Here is a 19,742-nt window from a genome sequence, read left to right on the forward strand (position 1 = left end):
CAAGCGGCCGTTGCTTGTGGAATTACAAGCAAAGGGCCGTGGCGAAGCTCGAAAACACCAGGGATACAGCAAGCGCTGAGTAATGAGTATCTCAAGAAAGCAGGTTTATGTTCACTGAGAGATGGATGGATTGCAGTTCATTATCCTAACCAGAAAGTGAGTTAGGCGTTCTAAATGAACCGCCCTGTGCGGAGCCGCATGCAGGGTGGTGTGGGGGCTGGAGGCTAGATACCTCCGGCTACCCGATTGTGTGGCAAATTTCATTTTTCATTCAAAGATTCACCCGGTTTGGTATTATGAATTTCAGGACATAAATGATCCGCTATTCCATGCAGTAGTACTCTAATTCTCGCTTGGTCGACACGTGCCATTGCCATGTTTATATCTCCATGACCATAGCCGGAACGATATTTATCTGCTTCTTCACGTAGATCAGAGGCGGTTCTTGAACGAATATCAAAAGTAGGGGCATCTTCCTTAGAAATATATGCATCAATATCAGTGAATAGTTTCTCATCTTGCAACTCAAGGATGAGATTTAAGCATGCCAAGCCGCAACAAGCTGTTTGTAAGGATGCCCAACCAGTCTGATATTTACCGACCTTACGTGTCCAGCTGAGAAGTAAGTCTCTAATTTCAATGGCCTCCCTATCACAACCCCGTTGATGTGCATCTACTGCGGACTCGAATATGTTATCTGCGATTCGGTACGTTTCAATGTATTTTATTGTTACTTCATCGTCAGGTATCCATGAAAACACATAAATCAACCAACGAGCCGATTTTCTTAGATTATCTCTATGATGATCATCGCAAACATCCGAACAAGAAACAGCGAGGAGTAATTTTGTGATATGTACTATCCAATGGACTAAATCGAATGTAAGTTGAGATCTTTTCTCAATAGCCAGCAATAATAATTCCTTTTCTGTTTGATACAACCCATCCGCCCACTCCTCTATATGGCCAACAACTCGCTGTGCTGCTTCATCACCAGAATCCGCATTTGATAAAGCATTTACTAATACCGTCAACCATGCCATTAATGTATCGTTGCTGGTTCCGGAATAGTAAGGCGCTAAGCTTGTGCTATGTACTCTCGTCAGCGGGGAATCAGGTATCTTGAGGTACATTTCTGCAATCAGTTTTATATCATCTCGCACCTCTTTGACCGCATAACGGACTTCCCATGACTTGCTTCGCAGTAATTCGAAAGTGAGAGTTGCAAGCTGTTTAACGGCTACTTGAGATACCGGCTGGTAGTTTTTATTAACAGCGCCAGTGCAAGCAATAAATGCGATTTTCTCCGAGATAGAAGCTATGCACTCAGGTTTGTCATGTGCAACGATAAGTCGAGCAGCATTTCCTAACAGTGATACGCCTTCAATTAACACGTCAGCCATATCATGCGGAATAACACTTTCCACTGCACTTATCAGATAGCTTGATACAAGATGCGCATGCGTCCGTGCAGCATGCTCTTCGCCATATTCAATGGAAAGGTAGAGCTGTGTGAGCTGAAGTAGGCTGTGTAGATTTTGCTCAATGAATTGCTCATCTTTTCGTGAAACGCCTACTTGCACATTCTGCCGCAAATGCTCAAGTGTATTTGTTAGAAATCTATCAGATGCGAGCGGATTTTCTAAAATATAGCTGTTTGAGAAGAACGTTTTTCCCTTTGTTTTAATATACAATGCATTGATTGCAACTATCCCATTAAGTGCAACTCGTGAAACCTCGTGGTCACCTTGTTCTGCGTAGCGCCTTGAAAAGGTTATGCAATAGGAAATTGCTTGCTCGGCTGGTGCTGTCCAATTTGGATGCAACTGAAAATAGGTAACACGATCCATATCGTATTTACCCCTGATTTTCTCATCTTCTTTTTCATCACTTGCATTAGCTCGAAATATCGGAGTCGTCCGCTTTACGGCTCTGTCCCATATATTAAAATTCCTTTTCGTATCAGCGACCACCAATTCCAATTGCGTCGTAGGACTAATCAAAGCAAGCGCTCTGCGATACGCAAGCACAAATAGCAATTGTATTTATCCGGCTTACTACGCTTAGAAGGTCAAGTGTTTTTTTGATTAGTAAGGGGGCCTTGCGAGACGCAGCAAACTCTAACTCTGATGACGAAAAAATCATGCTCAGCGACGAAAATCGCTAAGTATTAAGGCATGCACATAGAAGAAAACTTCCTCGACAAAAAAGCCAGACATACGGCCTTGGCTGCTACGACCACTGCACTTACAAATGAGAGCGATTGGAAGTGTTATTACTGCTGGCAGATTTAGCCTACTGGTTGCATTCATGTTAGGGCTGACAGCAGAAATGGCCTGATTGCAGTTCCAAGCAAACAGCATTAAACACTGGCGAGTTTTACCGTTCGACTAGTTGGGTATGAGGAATGTAAGCTCGCAAACTTAGAGCTTAGAACTAAGCAGATACAGGCTGAAATAAGGAAATGATGTTCTGGCCTTAAGTGTCAGACTGAGCAGTAATCAAAATAAAGAAGAGCTGATACTATGATTAAATTCGTGGTGATTACTCAGGTGTTTGATCAGGGCTAGCGCATGAGTGCCATTGCCTTAATTGCATTAGATTTACTTCTGTCTGTGAGCGTTCAGTGTACTGTTCAATCCATATTAGACAATTTTCATTGAGAATTTTTGAACTCTACAGTTAACAGTTCACCATTAGCAAAATGACGTCGCTCCAAGTTCTAATATTTCATTTAAGCAGTCACATCTAGCTTCAAAAACTCTCTTGTTGATTGAGCAATATTAAAAATCCAATCGTGTTTTAAGCTACCAAAGAAACGCTCAACGAAGGCATTATCCCAACACGCACCTACATCCCCCATACTGACTCGGATATCATAGCTCGATAGCAACCTACCGAATTACTTGCTGGTATACAGTTAGCATCGGTCACCCAGCCCTCACCTGTCTTTAAATAGGCCATGTCACCTGCCCAAATCTAATTAGCGAATTTTGGGTTAAAGTTAATATTTAACAAGTTATTAGCCACAGCATCAGCGTGTTTTCGCTATGTCGTCACCTTGTAATCTCGTCGCTAGGTTGCTTTGAGTCGAAGGTGGTACATAATTTTACGAACGAGATAGTAACCAACCTAGTAGCCTTCTTTACGCAATTTCTTCACCATTTCACGATTTCCTATGCCGCCACGACTTTGCTTTAATAGTTGTCGAACAAGGCGATATTGCTTCAGTGTTTCAAGACTTATCACGCTTGCTGGGCATTTATGCCCATAGTAATAGCCTGACCTACTCACACTCATTACTCGGCATAACACAGCTATAGGTAATAGGTTAGATTGCTGTTTGATGATGCGTAATTTTTTGTTTTATCTACACAATAACTTCAACTCATCACGCTCAGACTCTGCTAAGGTGATACCTTGTTGCAAGGCTTAATATGTTTCCTTCCAGTTGTAAAGCAGACTAGTGCTAACCCTTAGAGACATTGCCGCATCAATAACGTTATAACCTTGCTCTAGCACTATCTAAACGGCTTCACCTGCGGATAACTCTTATGTGATTTATTCAGTCTCATATAGACCTATTAATTTATTGACCATACTGTCTCAAAATTAAGTGCTGAAATAAAATTAGACCGGAGCAGGTGCAGTGGTATACAGAGTCTGACCATTATATTGGCGGTGATATTACATTTTTGGAAACAAATTCAATTACTCTGTCCTTAAATTATTTCCATTTATAACTCGTTTTGGTCGGATAAACAGCACCTCTGTTACTTAGGTGCTGCTCTCCTAAGAACCGTACATGCAACTTTCACTGCACACAGCTCAAGCCTCCACTAAGGTGCACTGTCAATTGGCGGTATTTTGCGACTTGCTGCTTCTATCTACACTGCAACAGGTTGACTCAGGTTTGGCCGGATATCCAATTTCCTCCAGAGCGTCGAGTATTTCGTCTTGCGATTGGCTGCTTTGTACATTGATACTACGGCTGGAGAGATCTGCTGTTACGACTGCATCGGCGTCCAGTTCCTTTATTGCACGATTGATCAAGCCAAAGCAGTGGTTGCAGGTCATATCGGTAATTTTTAACGTTAACATCGTAAATCTCCTTTGCTAAAGTGGGCAGCTAAAATTCTGCACCTTGCTACAGGGAGAAGGTCAAGGCTTATTTTCTGTGATGTTACCCATTACCTGTTGTGCCAAAATGGCATAATGTGAGCAGGGGTCGCCAGTGCTGCAATCTGATAGCAGCTGCAGTACTTGCTGCATTTGCTGTAGCTCACTGCTCTTCCCTTTAATGCTGCTCTACCAGCTGTTTGACTTTACGGCTTTCCCGCTCTAGATCGCACCAGAGCTGCTGTAAGGATAAATGTCATTTCATGAAAACCCTTATCTTCTAGCGCGAGCTATAAACTCCAACAGTTATAATTGCTGACAGTTATACAGTAGCTGGCTTCAGTTCGTGGAGCCTTATTTAACCTAAACTCGGGATAAGAAACTTTGAACTAATAGCCCTCCAAGTGATCGGAACTTTCGACCAAGAAAAACCTATCATACCGGAGGGTCTATAGTTATTTTGATCATGCTTTTTTACCTCAAAAGATTGTCTTCGTTTTAATTCCATACTTACACTTCTGATAAAAATAGAGTGATAAATTACTTAAAAACTATATTATTAAATATAAATAAAGTCATATTTCGGCAATCTTCAATCAAATGCAGATTGATTTATTAGCGCTTAAAATAATAAATTATGACAATTTGAAGCCTCCCAAAGAAAATCTTATTTTCTAACTCGTTGTTTCTACGTATTTCCCCAACTCATTTTGTATGAAAGCTACAGTTTTGTGTTCGTGGCCACTCAGAATGAGGTTTCGCGGCAGACTGAGATTTGCTTTTTTTCGCCGATATCTTCTGGCCATCTTACCTGCTCTTATTTGGGTATTGGTACGATTAACTAAGTTTGGTGCTTAGGGACTAGATGATGGTTTGTTGCTATTTGCTGGTAAATGGAAAATGCAGTTTTTGTGACGCCTCGCTACGTGAATTCTTTAGAGTGTTGGCTGGCCATAGCCCTCTATTATTCACGTAGCAACGCGTTCTTTTTGACTGGTATCAATACTGCCAATCTTCATAGGCCACAATGGCTGACTGTTGAGTAAATTACGATGCTCTCGCCAATTTCAGAGTACCTGTGCCTAATTGAACACGTTTAATATGTTTGGCAGCAAGTTCAGCTAAAAAAAATCAAATTAATACATAGGGAACTCATAGTGCACCTCAATTCGTTATTTTTTAATATTATACGCAGAGGTGCGACAGCTTATGTCGTAACTAAAAGGAAGTTTGTACTGCGGACTCTTATATTATCGCTAGGCAATGAACCTTCAATAACTTGCGGTACAGAAAGTGGTTTAAGTGGCTTGTTGGATGACGTAATTAATTTATCGCTCATCTACTACTAACATGTGAAGTGGTTCAATGCCACCGTCAAATACGACAAGCTGGTGATTGACATAGGGCGGAGGAATGAGAATAATACGCGGCAGGTTGCAGAGAAGCCTGTCCGCAAAAGATGATATCACTCTGATAAATTAACAGCGTTGCGAATCGATTTCATATCGAACCCACAGCAATCAAATAAGTTTGGCTAAGCGGAATGCCAATAAACTTAGGAGAATTGTTTGTGAAACATGCAACCGCTAACACTTTCAAACCCGCCGGTATCAATGTTGAACCTTCTGACATTGTACCCTTGGCAGCCACCGAAACGCCCTCCCACGGGAAATATCACTCAGGATCTCAGTCAACTGAGTCCTTAGGTACGTTAGCTATCCCTACTTTGTATTTGCGCTTTGCGTTACCCATGGCATTGGCCATGATGCTCAGCGGCAGCTACAACTTAGTCGACTCTTATTTTATTTTGAAATACATCGGTGCCGATGCATTGGCTGGGGTGACGATTGCCTTCCCGTTACAAATGATGATTTTTGCTTTGGCCTGCATGATAGGAAATGGTACTGCGACCTTAGTAAGCCGATTTTTAGGGGCAAACGAGTTTGATAAGGCGAGTCAAATCGCGAACACTGGTTTTGCGTTAGCCCTAGCTTACGGCCTGATAGTGACTATCGTGTCACTCGCCCAGCTTGATCATTTATTGGCGTTTATTGGGGTAAGCTCAACACTTGCCTTAGCTGCTACAAAGTATCTACAACCCATTCTCTGTTTTAGTCTATTCACTTTTTTGTTATCTCTTAGCGGCGATTTACTCAGAGCTCAAGGAAAAGTCGTGGTGATGCTGCTGGTTATCTTGTTGTCGGCGGTCATGAACATCTTGTTCGATACACTCTTTATTGCTGTTTTGGAGATGGGCGTGAGTGGTGCGGCGTGGGCAACGGTGGCGGGTCAATGTGTGAGTCTATTTATTGCAGCCGTCTATTTTGTCCCCAATAACCGTTTTGGCAGTAAACAGGCGCTTCATAAGCAAGCTGCCCAGCCTATTTGTTTTAGAATGGAGCAGATAAAGCTCAATCTCACTGAGATAAAAGCGATTCTTGGCCTGGGTAGCCCAATATTATTATCATATCTTGGGATTGCCTGTGTGATCTCATCAGTAAATCATATTTTAGTCAGTCATTTAGCCAATGTAGCGCCCAATACGCCAGCCGCGAATGAGGTCGCATACATGATCAGCGCTTATGGTTTGATCGGACGCTTTAATATCTTTATCGCCCTGCCGCTCATGGCTCTCACCAGTGCAGCGCAAACGATCAGTGCGTATAACTATGGGGCGATGGCATCTTCTCGGGTGTTAGCGTGTGCTAAATGGGGGATCGTCTTGACCTGCTGTTATCTGAGTATAGTGACAATCGTATTTATGGGTTTTCCTAACTCGGTATTTCGCGTGTTCACCGATGACCCCGCACTCATTGACGCTTGTATTAAGATTTCGAGTGTGACGTTTATCGCTTTACCTTTGGCGGGGATCACAGGTATTGCGATTGCTGTGTATCAAGGCACAAATCGCCCTAAGCTTGCTTTGCTATTATCTGGGATAAAAATCTATGGTTTGTTACTGCCCCTGCTGATCCTGTTGCCTCAACTATCCTTCGCAGATATTTCATTTATCACAGGTGCATTAAACATTTATATCATGCCAAACGCTTTGGCTGAGTTGTGGATGGCCTTTCCAATCGCGGACATCTTAGCTTGTCTCTTGAGTTTATTGATCATCAGTATTTGGCCTTTCATTCACGTGCCGCGAGCAAATCGAGTCAGTCATGGAGGTAATGCAAAATGAAGTTAGCCAAGATGAAAGACTCAAGCGCCATCGCATTAAATGAAACCAAAGTTCGCGCTAAAAAACTGCTCAAAGCTTGTCAGCAGGATGAGCCGTTAGCCAAGCAAAGAGTCGCGACCTTAATGGCGAAATTGGACATATCACACTCAGATCTACAGCTTAAGCATTGCCAACAAGTGATTGCTCGTGAGCTAGGCTTTATCGATTTTCATCATTGCCAGCGAGTCCTGTCGGGTCAAGCCACACTCGGGGATGATTGGGGAGGCTTATTCCATACTAAACAATGCGACACATTACTCAATCATTGGTTTACTGGCTATTTAGCCGCGCGTGATTTTAATGCGCAAGTTGAGGACACATTGCTACTCCCCTACAAGAAGCAGTTTTTTGTGGTGGAGCGGCGGGATTACTGCAATGCGCTGAATTTGCTGATAATTTTTCAACCAGTGGATAATGCTGGCGAACCGACTATCCTGCGAGATCTGGTGAGCAGCTATGCTAATGCAGATTGGCATTCCTTTGCTCTTGCCATGGTCCAACACAAACTCCCCAAAGTGTAATGATGGCTGAGATTGTCTGGCATCATGTTGAATGAGGAAATCTAGAGTTAAATAATACAAGCAAAGTCATCATTGCTGATGGCTTTGCTTGTGAAATATGGCTGAAACACTGCGTTTCGGATCAGAAACGCAAGGCTAAAATAGCTAAAATGCAAAAAGCCGCTAATTGCTTAGCGGCTTTTTGACTAAATATGGCGGAGGAGCAGGGATTTGAACCCTGGGTGGGCTATAAACCCACGCCGGTTTTCAAGACCGGTGCATTAAACCACTCTGCCACCCCTCCGAACGAGGCGCATAATATAAGTAAGTCTGTTGACTGTAAAGCACTAACTCTCAATTATGTGCCAATTGTTGCTATTACACTCAATCCGCTGGATTTTGCTTCACATCGGACATTATGCCTACCCGTGCGGGATCTGGCTTAGTGAAATGTTTGGCAAAGTCGCCCCACTCTTGTTGACTCTTAAGTATATAGCCGACCACAACTAAAATAGCGCAACATAGGATACCCCAACCAATCGCCACTTCACCAAGACTTGCCCACATAGCGACTAAGCTTGATGCACCAAAGGCAATGCTGATCTGTAAGAAGTTCTGTAATCCTGCGGCCTTAGCGGCATTCTGACTAAACTGCTGTAGCGCGCTGTTCACGACTATTGGATAAATTGCACCATTGGCCGCCGCTAAAATCGAGAACGAAATAAGCAGTGGGAAAATCGTGCTCGCGGGATAAATCAGCGTGAACATGATGATCGAAATAACGCAGGCTGCGAAAACTGACAACAAGATATTGAGTGTTTGATGTCCGCCAATGCGTTTTATCAGTAACTTACTCGCATAACCACCGACAATAAACATGATGGTTTGCGGGATAAAACTTAACCCAATTTCAGTCGCTTGATAACCGTGCATTTCCATCACAATCGGCCACACAGTTAAGTAGGCAAAGAAAGCACCGGAACAGGCACCGAAGATCACGACGTTGCCTAAATAGCGGGTGTTTTTCAAAATTTGCCCATAAGATACAGCAACATGTTCACTGTGTTTATGTTGACTCTTGCCTGGAACAAAGTACAAGGTCATCAATACCAGCAGAAAAGCGATAACACACAAGGAGATAAAGATTGCACGCCAGCCTAATTCGTTCAGAATATAAGCGCCAAGGATCGGTGCTAATGCAGGCGATAATGCGACCAATGGCATAATGTTGCTGAAAATACCTTGTGCTTTATCGGCATCATATTGTTCAACCACAATAGCTTGCCAAATAACCCCTGCACTACAGGCGCCAATGGCTTGGAAGAAGCGCGCGGTATTGAGCATTAATATAGAATCACTGTTGGCAATAAACACGCTAGCAATGGCAAATAAAACAAGGCCAAAGATCAGTGCCCAACGTTTGCCGATTTTATTGACTAACGGGCCGTAAAGCAGCTGACCTAAGGCAAGACCCGCAAGGAAACAGGTCAATGACATCGCCACCTGTGATGGTGTGCTGTCAAATGAGCCTTCAATTGCTTTGAAAGCAGGCAAATACATGTCAGTGGCAATAAAGCCAAGCATGCTCAACATGGCTAAATAGAATAGAAACATAAAGAACTTTATGTTTACAAAGGTGTTACTAGACGTTTTCATAAAATAATCGTGTCAGATTGACTAAAGTGTGCAGTCTAAAGACTTGTTAAATTTATTGGAAACGTTTATTTTTGACTTGTGCTATCAATTATTTTCATTGGAACGGACGTCAGCTATGCTCTCAGAACAAGCGCTAGAACTCATTGATATTGTGGCTCGTGTAGGTAGTTTCACCGCGGCGGCGAATCGGCTACATAAAGTGCCCTCTGCCGTGAGCTACGCGGTCAAGCAAATAGAAGAAGAACTCGGCGTCATTCTTTTTGAACGGCATCATCGCAGCGTAACGTTAACACCAGCGGGTGAACATTTTGTGAAGCAAGCCAGAACCTTGCTCACGCAGATGGACGAGATGAAACGTGGCACTCAGCGCGTGGCAAATGGTTGGCAACCCACCTTGTCCATAGCCCTTGATAATATCGTCCGTGCCGACAGGATCAGCGTATTAATTGCTGACTTTTATCGACACTTCCATGATATTGAATTAATTATTCGCATTGAGGTCTTTAACGGGGTTTGGGAAGCGCTCGCCACGGGTCGCAGTGATATTGCTATTGGTGCGACAACCGCAATTCCAGTCGGTGGTGTTTACCAATATAAAGACATGGGGGATATTGAGTGGGCGTTTCTTGTTAGTAAAAATCATCCCTTGGCCAGTATTGACCGCCCATTAAGTGACGATGAGCTGCGCCCTTTTCCCTCGATTTGTTTAGAAGATACTTCTCGGGAAATTCCAAAACGTATGACTTGGTTGCTAGAGAATCAACGCAGGTTAGTCGTACCTGATTGGATCCGTGCCATTAACTGTTTCCGCGAAGGTTTAGGCGTCGGTTATATGCCAGTGCATTTAGCGAGCGTGTTTATTAAGGCGGGTGCGCTTGTTGAAAAACAACTGGAAAATCCAAAGCAGACAAGCCCTTGTTGCTTGGCGTGGAATGCTGACAAGATGTCGCCTGCACTCGCTTGGGTGCTGGAATATCTTGGCGATACAGAAAAATTGCACAAAGAGTGGCTGGCTTAAGCTTGGTTTAAACTCAATATGCTGATCTAGTCATTGTTGAGATCAGTATTGATTGTGTACCGTTTATGTACAGACTAAGTCTTTACCTTCATAGTGGATGAAGACGCAGATACAAGAATCTTATTTTTTATGCTTTGCAATTAAAGTTGAAATAAATAATTGAGTAAAATTTTGAAGATTAACAATTTGTTATTCATGGTTCTATGACTTTTACCCGTATCTCATGTACGGTATCATTACACTAGTTAAGTTCATTTTAGGATTTTACGGGAACTTAGTGTGCTGTAAAAAATCAAAATGATCAGTTTGGAAATGTGTCAACGGAGATCAACATGACCCAAGAAACCTTATATTCGACGAGTGCGTCAACACTGGAAGTGAACAAACTTCTTAAAAACACTTATATGCTGTTATCGATGACATTAGCCTTCTCTGCCCTGTGTGCGGGTTTGGCAATGGCATTAAATATCAGTCCGTTAGTCTCCATTGGTTTATCGATTGGTGGCTTAGTACTGTTGTTTGTCACTTTACGTAAAGCCGAGTCTGCAGCGGGTATCTTCTGGGTGTTTGCCTTTACAGGTATGGAAGGTGCTTCACTGGGCTACATGCTCAATCACTACGCGGGTATGGCAAACGGTCCACAGCTGATCATGCAAGCACTGGGGTTAACATCAGTGATTTTCGTTGCGTTATCAGCCTATGCCGTGACCACTAAGAAAGATTTCTCTTTCCTACGTGGATTCTTATTTGCCGGCTTGATTGTGGTGATCGCCGCCGCTGTGATTAATATTTTTATGGGTAACACTGTTGCCTTTATGGCAATTAACGCAGGCTTGGCGTTACTGATGACAGGTTTTATCCTGTTTGATACTAGCCGTATCGTCAATGGCGGCGAAACTAACTACATTCGCGCGACTATCTCGTTATACTTAGACTTCTTAAACCTCTTCATCGCACTGTTGCACCTGATGGGCATAGGCAACGATGACTAATCCTAGTTAGCGATTTTTAGCTTAACTTGCGTTAGAATGGCCCTACTTTTAGGGCCATTTTTATTTTAAATGAGCAAATTTATTATCCAAGTGAACGGGCCCGCTTATGGCACGTCGGCGAGTGTTAATGCCTTACGCTTCTCCCAAGCTGCACTTTTAGCTGGGCATCAGATTATCTGTGTGTTTTTTTATCAAGATGGCGTGTATAACTCCACAGATTTAAGCTTACCCGCCTCCGATGAAAACGATGTGATCAGTGACTGGAAACAGCTGGCGCAATCCCATCAGGTCCCGTTAGTCAATTGCGTGTCTGCAGCGCTACGTCGCGGCATTGTGAGTCAGCAAGATGCCCGCGAGAATGGCCTTAGCCACTGGAATGTGGGCGAATCATTTATCATGGGCGGTTTAGGTGAGCTAATCACAGGTATTGAATCGGCCGATCGTTTGATCAGTTTTTAACTCTCAGGGCTACTATGAAAAAATTGTGTATTCTATTTCGCTGCTCGCCACATGGTACTGTTCGTGGCCGCGAAGGTTTAGATCTTGCCCTGCTTAGCGCTAGCTTCGAACAAGAAGTGAGTTTAGTGTTTGTGGATGAAGGTGTGTTGCATTTGATTAAAGATCAACAGCCTGAGCTTATCGGTGCTAAAGATTACATCTCCACCTTTAAAGCACTGCCGCTGTATGATATTGGCTCTGTGTTTGTCTGTAAGCAATCCTTAGCCGATTACGGCTTAAGCCATGGCTTACTGTCGATCCCAGTGACAGTGGTCAACGATGAAGCCATCGCAGCCCATTTAAACCAAGTGGATGAGGTCTTAGTATTCTAATGATTTTACATCATATTCAAACATCTCCCAGTCGAGATAGCGCGCTGAAACTTTGTTTACGTTACGCCTGTAAGGAAGATGCGATTTTATTATCGAGCGATGGCGTTAACGCGTTACTGCTGCGCCAGTGGGCAATGGCATTATCGCCCTTCAAGTTGATGGTCTTAAAAGATGATGTTATCGCACGCGGCCTATCCGAACGTTTAAAGAACGTCATGCTTATCGATTACAATGAGTTTGTGGCTCAATCATTACTCCATGACAAGGTGATAACGTGGTAAATCCATTGCAATTTAATGGCGCAGAAATCGCTCGTGACCATCAAGGTTATTTAAAAAATCTTAACGATTGGCAACCCGATATGGCCCTGTTGTTAGCGGCAGAAGAGCAAATTTCACTTACGCCTGCCCATTGGGAAGTGATTAACTTTGTTCGAGATTTCTATCTCGAATATAAAACGAGCCCTGCTATCCGAGTATTAGTTAAAGCCATTGGCCAAGCCTTAGGACCAGACAAAGGCAATTCTAAATACTTATATACCCTATTCCCGATTGGACCTGCGAAACAAGCAACGAAAATCGCGGGCCTGCCCAAACCAGCTAAGTGTATTTAATGGCAAAGGGTTAAGTCATCACGTAAACATGACACAAACAAAAAGGCATGTTCCCTTGGGAAACATGCCTTTCTTTTTACTTGAACAAAGTTGATAGGGTTATTTGACGTTTTCTAACACAACCCAGATGGCTTTGCCTACGGTGGCAAGCATTACAGCAAAAAATACTGCAATCACAGCGGTATAGGAAAGCCAACGGAGATAGCGCTGGCCTTTATCCATAGTATTATTTTGTGTTCCATTAGCCTATTTGAGTCAAACCGCCCATGTAAGGACGCAGAACTTCAGGGACTGTGATACTGCCATCAGCATTTTGATAGTTTTCTAAAATAGCCACTAAAGTACGACCTACAGCTAAACCTGAGCCGTTTAACGTATGCAATAGCGCAGGCTTATTATCTGCTTTCACGCGGTAACGTGCTTGCATACGACGGGCTTGGAAATCCTTCATGTTTGAGCAAGAAGAAATCTCACGATAGGTATTTTGTGCTGGTAACCAGACTTCGATATCGTAGGTTTTGCTTGAGCCAAAGCCCATATCGCCAGTACATAAAATCACAGTTCGATACGGTAAACCTAAACGCTGCAACACTGTTTCAGCATGACCAGTCAGCGCTTCAAGTGCCGCCATTGAATCTTCAGGCTTAACAATTTGCACCATTTCAACTTTATCGAATTGGTGCTGACGGATCAGACCACGGGTATCTTTGCCGTATGAGCCCGCTTCGCTGCGGAAACATGCAGTATGCGCAGTTAACTTTATTGGCAGCTCGTCTTCATCAACAATGCTATCGCGAACTAAGTTCGTTAATGGCACTTCTGCGGTTGGGATAAGGCTCAAGCCTTGGCCTTCTTCAGTCGCAGGTTTAGTGTGGAATAAGTCTTCACCAAACTTAGGTAGCTGGCCTGTGCCGAGTAAGCTTGCCTCGTTAACCAGTAATGGCACATAGGCTTCGGTATAACCGTGCTCTGTGGTATGTAAGTCCAACATGAACTGACCAATGGCGCGGTTTAAGCGGGCGACCTGGCCTTTCATCACGATAAAACGTGAGCCAGTAATTTTAACTGCATTTTTAAAATCTAAGCCGTTTAGGCCTTCGCCTAAATCGATATGATCTTTAATCGGAAAATCAAAAGTGCGTGGCGTACCCCAACGTCTCACTTCAACGTTCTCTGTTTCATCGGCACCCATTGGTACTGATTCATCAGGCAGGTTAGGCATAGACATGGCAATGGCATTGACTTCTTCAAGTACGGCGGCCAGTTCAATCTTTTTGGCATCCAACTGTGAACCTAAATCGCCCACTTGCGCCATAATCGCGTCAACATCTTCACCACGGGCTTTAGCTTGGCCAATGGATTTGGAAATGGCATTACGCGACGCTTGTAATTCTTCGGTAGCCACTTGCAGTGACTTACGCTTTTCTTCTAATTGAATGAGATGAGCTATGTCTAAAATAAAGCCACGGGTAGCCAGTCGCTCAGCGGTAACTTCTAATTCGTTGCGCAAAAATTTAGGATCTAACATGTGATATATTCTTAATAGTTAAATGCGAGAAAAAACCAGTTGTTGACCTAAGTACACCATGAATAAACATAGACTTAGATTCAACACCACATTCAAAATCGCCTTCAGCCAATCCCCTTCTTGCATCAGCAACAAGGTTTCATTAGAGAAAGTCGAAAACGTTGTCAAAGCACCTAATAGACCGATACCTATAAGCGCTTTGAGTTCAGGGCAGATATGACTCATTTGCCCCAGAGCGTAAATTACGCCCATAAAAAATGAACCTATAACATTAACCAACAGTGTACCAAAAGGAAAACTGCTGCCAAATACTTGGATCATGAATATTGAAATAAGATAGCGTAAAACTGCTCCAATTGACCCGCCGAAAGCCACTAATAAGATGTTAGTCATATCTTTTGTTCTCACTGGCTTGATCTAACTGGACTAATTGCGCCAATTTATCTTTGATCCGCTTCTCAAACCCTCGCTCAGTCGGAAAATAAAACTGTGCTGTTTGCAGGGATTCGGGGAAATAATTTTCACCACTGGCATAGGCATTGGCTTCATCGTGGGCATATCGATACCCAGCTCCCATGCCGATGTCTTTCATTAACTGAGTCGGTGCATTGCGTAAATGGTGCGGCACTTCGACTTGCCCTGTTTCGCGAGCTAACGCACGCGCCGCCTTAAATGCGGTATACACAGCGTTGCTCTTCGGCGCACTGGCAAGATAAACAATGGCTTGTGCTATTGCTCTCTCACCTTCGGCGGGGCCAACACGGTGAAAACAATCCCAGGCATTCAGTGCGATTGTCATCGCCGCAGGATCGGCATTGCCCACATCTTCAGAGGCAATCGCCAGTAAGCGCCTTGCCACGTAAAGCGGATCGCCGCCGCCCTCTAATATTCGACAAAACCAATACAACGCCGCATCGGGTGCTGAGCCGCGAATGGATTTATGCACTGCTGAAATAAGATCGTAAAACTGATCGCCGTTCTTATCAAAACCAGCAACTTGGTGCCCCGCCACTTGAATTAACATTTCAGTGGTAAAGGTGCCACCGTCGATGAGCATATCACTCATCAACTCAATAAGATTTAACGCTTTACGGGCATCACCATCACAAAGTTGTGCCAATGTTGTGAGCACATCGGTCGGCATTACAAATTGTCGTAGGCCTAAACCGCGCTCGTTATCGTTTAAGGCTTGAGTCACTATATGGGCGATTTCATCATGGCTTAAGCGCTTGATAAGATAGACCCTTGCCCGTGAGAGTAAGGCATTGTTGATTTCAAAAGACGGATTTTCTGTGGTCGCGCCGATAAAGATCACTGTGCCATCTTCAATAAATGGCAGAAAGGCATCTTGCTGACTCTTATTGAATCGGTGGACTTCATCGACAAACAATAGAGTACGTTGGCCACGGGATTCTGCAACGGCTTTTGCTTGCTCAATCGCGGCGCGAATGTCCTTAACGCCAGAAGTGACCGCGGAAATGCGTTCAACGTGAGCATTTGAGTAATGTGCGATTAATTCGGCTAAGGTTGTTTTACCTGTGCCCGGCGGTCCCCACAACATCATAGAATGGGCGCGCCCTGCTTCCAATGCTTTACGTAGTGGTTGGCCCTCACCCAGTAAATGGGCTTGACCTATGTACTCGCCAATCGTTCTTGGCCGCATGCGCGCGGCCAAGGGACGAAAATCGGGCGCAAAATTAAACGATAAACTGCTCACGCGATAGCCTAATGCGCTGCTTTACGACGTTGATCATCAACATCGACGCTGTCTGGGATCACAAAGGTGAACAAGGCTTTGTCTTTATTTGTGATGGCTTGCTGATTGCTTAAATCAAACAGGCTTAAATTACCTTTATCATCGGCAACATTAAAGTTGACTAACAGGGCATTTTTGAAACACACATTGACGGACAATATGCCCGAATCAATCGCCTTAGGTTTGATCTCATAGCAATCTTGTTTCTTGGACACTGAATACTGTGACCAAGTCGCATCGTCGCGGTGGACGAGCAATGCGATGGGAGATGCATTGATTGCTTCAGCAAAATCCATGATGACCACCTCTTCGGCGAAAGGATTGTAGATCCACAAATCTTTACCATCAGCGACAATCTGCGATTCATCTGGCTGGGTTAAATGCCAATAAAATTGATTCGGATACGCTAAGGCAAAAATGCCAGACCCCGTTTGAATAACCTTTTTATTGACATCTGTTACGGTTTGTTTGAAATCGGCTTTTAGTGACGCGGTACCAATCAATTTTTCCCTGAGCTGCTGCGCATCATCGGCAAACACAGCCGCGCTAAATAGCAAAGGTGAAGCTAACAACACAGCGCATAATCGTTTTTTCATTTTATTCCTTACCCTGTAAACCCTTGGGTGTATCAAAGCTACGCCTTAGCGCGGCTTAATAATGTTTTGGTGCTGGCGGCGCTAAGACTTCACGGTTACCGTTGTGGCCTTGAGCAGAAACAATACCTTGTGCTTCCATCTGTTCTATAATGCGTGCTGCACGGTTATAACCAATCTTAAATTTACGCTGTACGCTTGAAATCGAGCCGCGACGAGTTTCAGTCACAAAGGCAACGGCTTCATCGTATAACGGATCGTATTCTTCGTCTGATTCAGCGGTTTCACCAGGCAATAATACTTGTTCACCATCACTGGCACCGTTGAGGATTTCTTCGATATATTGCGGTTTGCCACGGGCGCACCAGTCGGCAACAACACGGTGAACTTCATGATCATCAACGAACGCACCATGAACACGATTAGGTACCGCAGTACCCGGTGGCAAAAATAACATGTCACCCATACCAAGCAAGGTTTCGGCACCCTGTTGATCTAAAATGGTGCGCGAATCGATACGAGATGACACTTGGAACGCCATACGTGTGGGAATGTTGGCCTTAATTAAACCTGTGATCACATCCACTGACGGTCTTTGGGTTGCAAGAATTAAATGTATGCCTGCGGCACGCGCTTTTTGGGCAATACGGGCAATCAACTCTTCAACTTTTTTACCAACAATCATCATCATGTCAGCAAATTCATCGACCACGACAACAATCGATGGCAGCTTATCTAACGCAGGCGCTTCTGACTCCATGCTGTCAGAAGACTTCCACATAGGATCTAAAATCACTTCGCCATTGGCCTTCGCCTCGGCAATTTTAGCGTTATAGCCCTTGATGTTACGTACGCCCATCATAGACATCAGCTTATAGCGGCGTTCCATCTCGCCGACACACCAACGCAGCGCATTGGCAGCTTCTTTCATGTCGGTCACGACTTCACATAGCAAATGCGGAATACCTTCATAGACAGACAATTCCAACATTTTGGGGTCGATCATGATAAAGCGTACATCTTCTGGGCCAGACTTATACAGTAAGCTGGTGATCATCACGTTTACACCCACAGACTTACCAGAGCCTGTAGTACCAGCTACCAATAAATGTGGCATTTTACCAAGATCAACAACAACGGGGTCACCAGCAATATCTTGGCCTAACACCATAGTTAAGTTGGATTTACTCTCAGTAAAGGCGGCACAATCTAACACATCGCGCATAAACACGGTTTCGCGGAATTTATTGGGCAATTCGAGTCCGACATAAGCCTTGCCCGGAATAACTTCAACCACGCGCACACTTTCAGCCAGTAATGAACGAGCTAAATCCTTTGATAGATTAGAGATTTTTGACGCTTTAACGCCCGGCGCTAATTCTAATTCAAAGCGTGTGATCACAGGACCTGGATACACACCCACTACATTGGCGATGATGTTGAAATCGGCCAATTTAAGCTCAACAAGGCGAGCGACTTGATCCAATTCCTCTGGGCTGATGGGATTCTTCTTACGGTCAGGTATGTCGAGCAAGTTAATACTCGGCAGAGGATCCATCGGTTTTTTCGGTGCGGGTTTGTCTTCTTGTCCTGGCAATACCACAATGCCATCGACAATTTTAGCTTTTTGATCTTGCTTATTACGCTGCGCTTGATTCACTGCACCTGTTGACACTTTAGTATCAAAATCAATGACATCATCGCTAAAACCTAGACTTTCATCGTCTTCATCTTCTGTAAATGCTTGACTGCTAAACACAGGCTCATTGTCATCATGATCGAATGAATGCGAATTTAAATCGGCATTGTCTTGCTCATCGGCATTTGAATGTTGAGGTTCAGCTAACCAAGGTGGCGCTTCAAAATTGCCATGGGCGGCCAAATCATCATTATCGATTTGTGGCTCAACCCGTTGTACACTCTTACTTTTACTGCTATTCAAGCTCAGAATTTTTGCAAGCGTCGATAGTTTGTTTTTTGGCGACGAATTATTCTCAGTTTCAGTAATAATACCTTCTGGTTCAATGACCATATCATCAGTGGCAGCATATAGCGTTGGGGTTATCTCAGCTCTACGACCAATATGACGCTCACGCACCTTAGGCTTTTCAACTATGGGGGGCTTTTCTAGCACATATTGGGATTCACGGCGCTGTTTAAACTTATCCACCACGGACATAAAACCACGGGTATCCTCGGTTTCATGCTCACGCTTCATCGCTTGCGGCAATAATTTTAACTTTTTATAAATCCAAATAGAGACTAAGCCGATTTTCTCGACCACAGTCAGCCAGCTAATCCCAGTCAACAGCGTAAAGCCTGAGCCCAAGAAACACAGCAGTAATAAGGTAGTGCCGAGTTTATTAAAATACGGCAACATGGCTTGACCGATCACATCACCCGCCACTCCGCCTGCCGAAAACTCGTAGATGTTGTTGGCATTCATACTCGCCAAAGCAGAAAATCCTAGAATGATCAGTAAAAATCCAATCAATCTCAGGGCCACTGAAAAGTAATCAATTTCAAGTAAATGATGGGCACGTTTGAACAATAACCAACCCGTCGATGCGACAATGATAGGCATGATATAAGCCGTAACGCCGAAGAAATATAACAGAATATCGGCAATCCAAGCCCCTACTGCTCCGGTCCAGTTTTTAATATCGCCTTGAAAATGCGACTGACTCCAACCAGGATCAGACGGACTAAAACTCGTCAATGCGAGCAAAATATAAGTGGCGAGAACACAACAAATGATGAGTCCGCCTTCCAGCAGACGTTGCAGGCCAGTGAGCGTGCGTACACTATTTCCTTGAGACAAACGACGTAATCCATAAAAGTGAAAACAGGTGGGCTAACGATACCAGAATCCCACTAAATGTGGAGCACATTAGCCTGTTTTTCTATACAGAAT

Annotated in this window: 17 protein-coding genes, 1 tRNA gene and 2 pseudogenes; 9 read left to right on the forward strand and 11 right to left on the reverse strand. The window is 43.9% G+C overall.

Annotation, left to right across the window (positions count from 1 at the left end; all coding sequences use genetic code 11):
• Window positions 1-165, forward strand: a pseudogene (locus L5L91_RS08330) (group II intron reverse transcriptase/maturase); the annotation flags it as partial.
• 95 nt (window positions 166-260) lie between these two features.
• Here L5L91_RS08330 and L5L91_RS08335 read toward each other — a convergent pair.
• The 3 genes and pseudogenes from L5L91_RS08335 to L5L91_RS08345 form a co-directional block, all read right to left on the reverse strand.
• Window positions 261-1,850: a hypothetical protein gene (locus L5L91_RS08335; RefSeq protein ID WP_263236093.1), complete on the reverse strand. Its 1,590-nt coding sequence runs from the start codon at window positions 1,848-1,850 to the stop codon at window positions 261-263.
• 806 nt (window positions 1,851-2,656) lie between these two features.
• Window positions 2,657-3,575: pseudogene (locus L5L91_RS08340) on the reverse strand (integrase core domain-containing protein).
• A gap of 277 nt (window positions 3,576-3,852) precedes the next feature.
• A complete protein-coding gene (locus L5L91_RS08345; protein ID WP_173247046.1) occupies window positions 3,853-4,101 on the reverse strand; it encodes a heavy-metal-associated domain-containing protein in 249 nt (82 codons plus the stop codon).
• 1,588 nt (window positions 4,102-5,689) lie between these two features.
• Here L5L91_RS08345 and L5L91_RS08350 point away from each other — a divergent pair.
• Both L5L91_RS08350 and L5L91_RS08355 read left to right on the forward strand, forming a co-directional pair.
• A complete protein-coding gene (locus tag L5L91_RS08350) occupies window positions 5,690-7,303 on the forward strand; it encodes an MATE family efflux transporter (RefSeq protein WP_263236094.1) in 1,614 nt (537 codons plus the stop codon).
• Window positions 7,300-7,863 carry a hypothetical protein gene (locus tag L5L91_RS08355; RefSeq protein WP_263236095.1) on the forward strand — a complete coding sequence of 188 codons (564 nt, stop codon included), beginning with the start codon at window positions 7,300-7,302 and terminating at the stop codon, window positions 7,861-7,863. The genes L5L91_RS08350 and L5L91_RS08355 overlap by 4 nt, the downstream gene beginning before the upstream one ends.
• A 192-nt stretch (window positions 7,864-8,055) precedes the next feature.
• On the opposite strand, the gene L5L91_RS08360 is transcribed toward L5L91_RS08355, so the two are convergent.
• Both L5L91_RS08360 and punC read right to left on the reverse strand, forming a co-directional pair.
• A tRNA-Ser gene (locus L5L91_RS08360) sits at window positions 8,056-8,146 on the reverse strand.
• A gap of 80 nt (window positions 8,147-8,226) precedes the next feature.
• Window positions 8,227-9,498, reverse strand: coding sequence for a purine nucleoside transporter PunC (gene punC, locus L5L91_RS08365; RefSeq protein ID WP_219250788.1), 1,272 nt, complete (start codon window positions 9,496-9,498; stop codon window positions 8,227-8,229).
• Between the two features lie 115 nt (window positions 9,499-9,613).
• Here punC and punR point away from each other — a divergent pair, with 115 nt between their 5' ends.
• The 6 genes from punR to L5L91_RS08395 all read left to right on the forward strand — a co-directional run bounded on the left by punR (window position 9,614) and on the right by L5L91_RS08395 (window position 12,951).
• Window positions 9,614-10,516, forward strand: a complete 903-nt coding sequence (gene punR / locus L5L91_RS08370; protein WP_028759950.1) for a DNA-binding transcriptional activator PunR — start codon at window positions 9,614-9,616, stop codon at window positions 10,514-10,516.
• Between the two features lie 332 nt (window positions 10,517-10,848).
• On the forward strand, window positions 10,849-11,508 hold the full coding sequence (locus tag L5L91_RS08375) for a Bax inhibitor-1/YccA family protein (RefSeq protein WP_263236096.1): 660 nt from the start codon (window positions 10,849-10,851) through the stop codon (window positions 11,506-11,508).
• 69 nt (window positions 11,509-11,577) lie between these two features.
• Window positions 11,578-11,967 (forward strand): sulfurtransferase complex subunit TusD, encoded by a 390-nt coding sequence (gene tusD / locus L5L91_RS08380; protein WP_263166181.1) that lies wholly within the window; start codon window positions 11,578-11,580, stop codon window positions 11,965-11,967.
• A 14-nt stretch (window positions 11,968-11,981) separates the two neighbouring features.
• On the forward strand, window positions 11,982-12,338 hold the full coding sequence (tusC, locus tag L5L91_RS08385; RefSeq protein ID WP_028759947.1) for a sulfurtransferase complex subunit TusC: 357 nt from the start codon (window positions 11,982-11,984) through the stop codon (window positions 12,336-12,338).
• Window positions 12,338-12,619 carry a sulfurtransferase complex subunit TusB gene (gene tusB / locus L5L91_RS08390; RefSeq protein WP_168827719.1) on the forward strand — a complete coding sequence of 94 codons (282 nt, stop codon included), beginning with the start codon at window positions 12,338-12,340 and terminating at the stop codon, window positions 12,617-12,619. Before tusC ends, tusB begins: the two co-directional genes overlap by 1 nt.
• Window positions 12,613-12,951 (forward strand): TusE/DsrC/DsvC family sulfur relay protein, encoded by a 339-nt coding sequence (locus L5L91_RS08395; protein ID WP_263236097.1) that lies wholly within the window; start codon window positions 12,613-12,615, stop codon window positions 12,949-12,951. The genes tusB and L5L91_RS08395 overlap by 7 nt, the downstream gene beginning before the upstream one ends.
• Before the next feature lie 99 nt (window positions 12,952-13,050).
• Here L5L91_RS08395 and L5L91_RS08400 read toward each other — a convergent pair whose 3' ends face one another.
• The 6 genes from L5L91_RS08400 to L5L91_RS08425 are packed head-to-tail and all read right to left on the reverse strand — an operon-like array spanning window position 13,051 to window position 19,649.
• Window positions 13,051-13,173: a hypothetical protein gene (locus L5L91_RS08400; RefSeq protein WP_028759944.1), complete on the reverse strand. Its 123-nt coding sequence runs from the start codon at window positions 13,171-13,173 to the stop codon at window positions 13,051-13,053.
• 19 nt (window positions 13,174-13,192) lie between these two features.
• On the reverse strand, window positions 13,193-14,479 hold the full coding sequence (serS, locus tag L5L91_RS08405) for a serine--tRNA ligase (protein ID WP_028759943.1): 1,287 nt from the start codon (window positions 14,477-14,479) through the stop codon (window positions 13,193-13,195).
• 18 nt (window positions 14,480-14,497) lie between these two features.
• Window positions 14,498-14,872, reverse strand: a complete 375-nt coding sequence (gene crcB / locus L5L91_RS08410) for a fluoride efflux transporter CrcB (RefSeq protein ID WP_263236098.1) — start codon at window positions 14,870-14,872, stop codon at window positions 14,498-14,500.
• On the reverse strand, window positions 14,865-16,196 hold the full coding sequence (locus L5L91_RS08415) for a replication-associated recombination protein A (protein ID WP_263236099.1): 1,332 nt from the start codon (window positions 16,194-16,196) through the stop codon (window positions 14,865-14,867). The genes crcB and L5L91_RS08415 overlap by 8 nt, the downstream gene beginning before the upstream one ends.
• A gap of 8 nt (window positions 16,197-16,204) precedes the next feature.
• A complete protein-coding gene (lolA, locus tag L5L91_RS08420; RefSeq protein WP_198573992.1) occupies window positions 16,205-16,831 on the reverse strand; it encodes an outer membrane lipoprotein chaperone LolA in 627 nt (208 codons plus the stop codon).
• A gap of 55 nt (window positions 16,832-16,886) precedes the next feature.
• The gene (locus L5L91_RS08425) at window positions 16,887-19,649 is read right to left on the reverse strand and encodes a DNA translocase FtsK (RefSeq protein WP_263236100.1); all 2,763 of its coding nucleotides are present in this window, start codon (window positions 19,647-19,649) and stop codon (window positions 16,887-16,889) included.
• Between the last annotated feature and the right edge of the window lie 93 nt (window positions 19,650-19,742).

Origin of the sequence: Shewanella sp. SM55 (assembly GCF_025654025.1) — a bacterium.
GTDB classification, from domain to species: domain Bacteria; phylum Pseudomonadota; class Gammaproteobacteria; order Enterobacterales; family Shewanellaceae; genus Shewanella; species Shewanella oncorhynchi.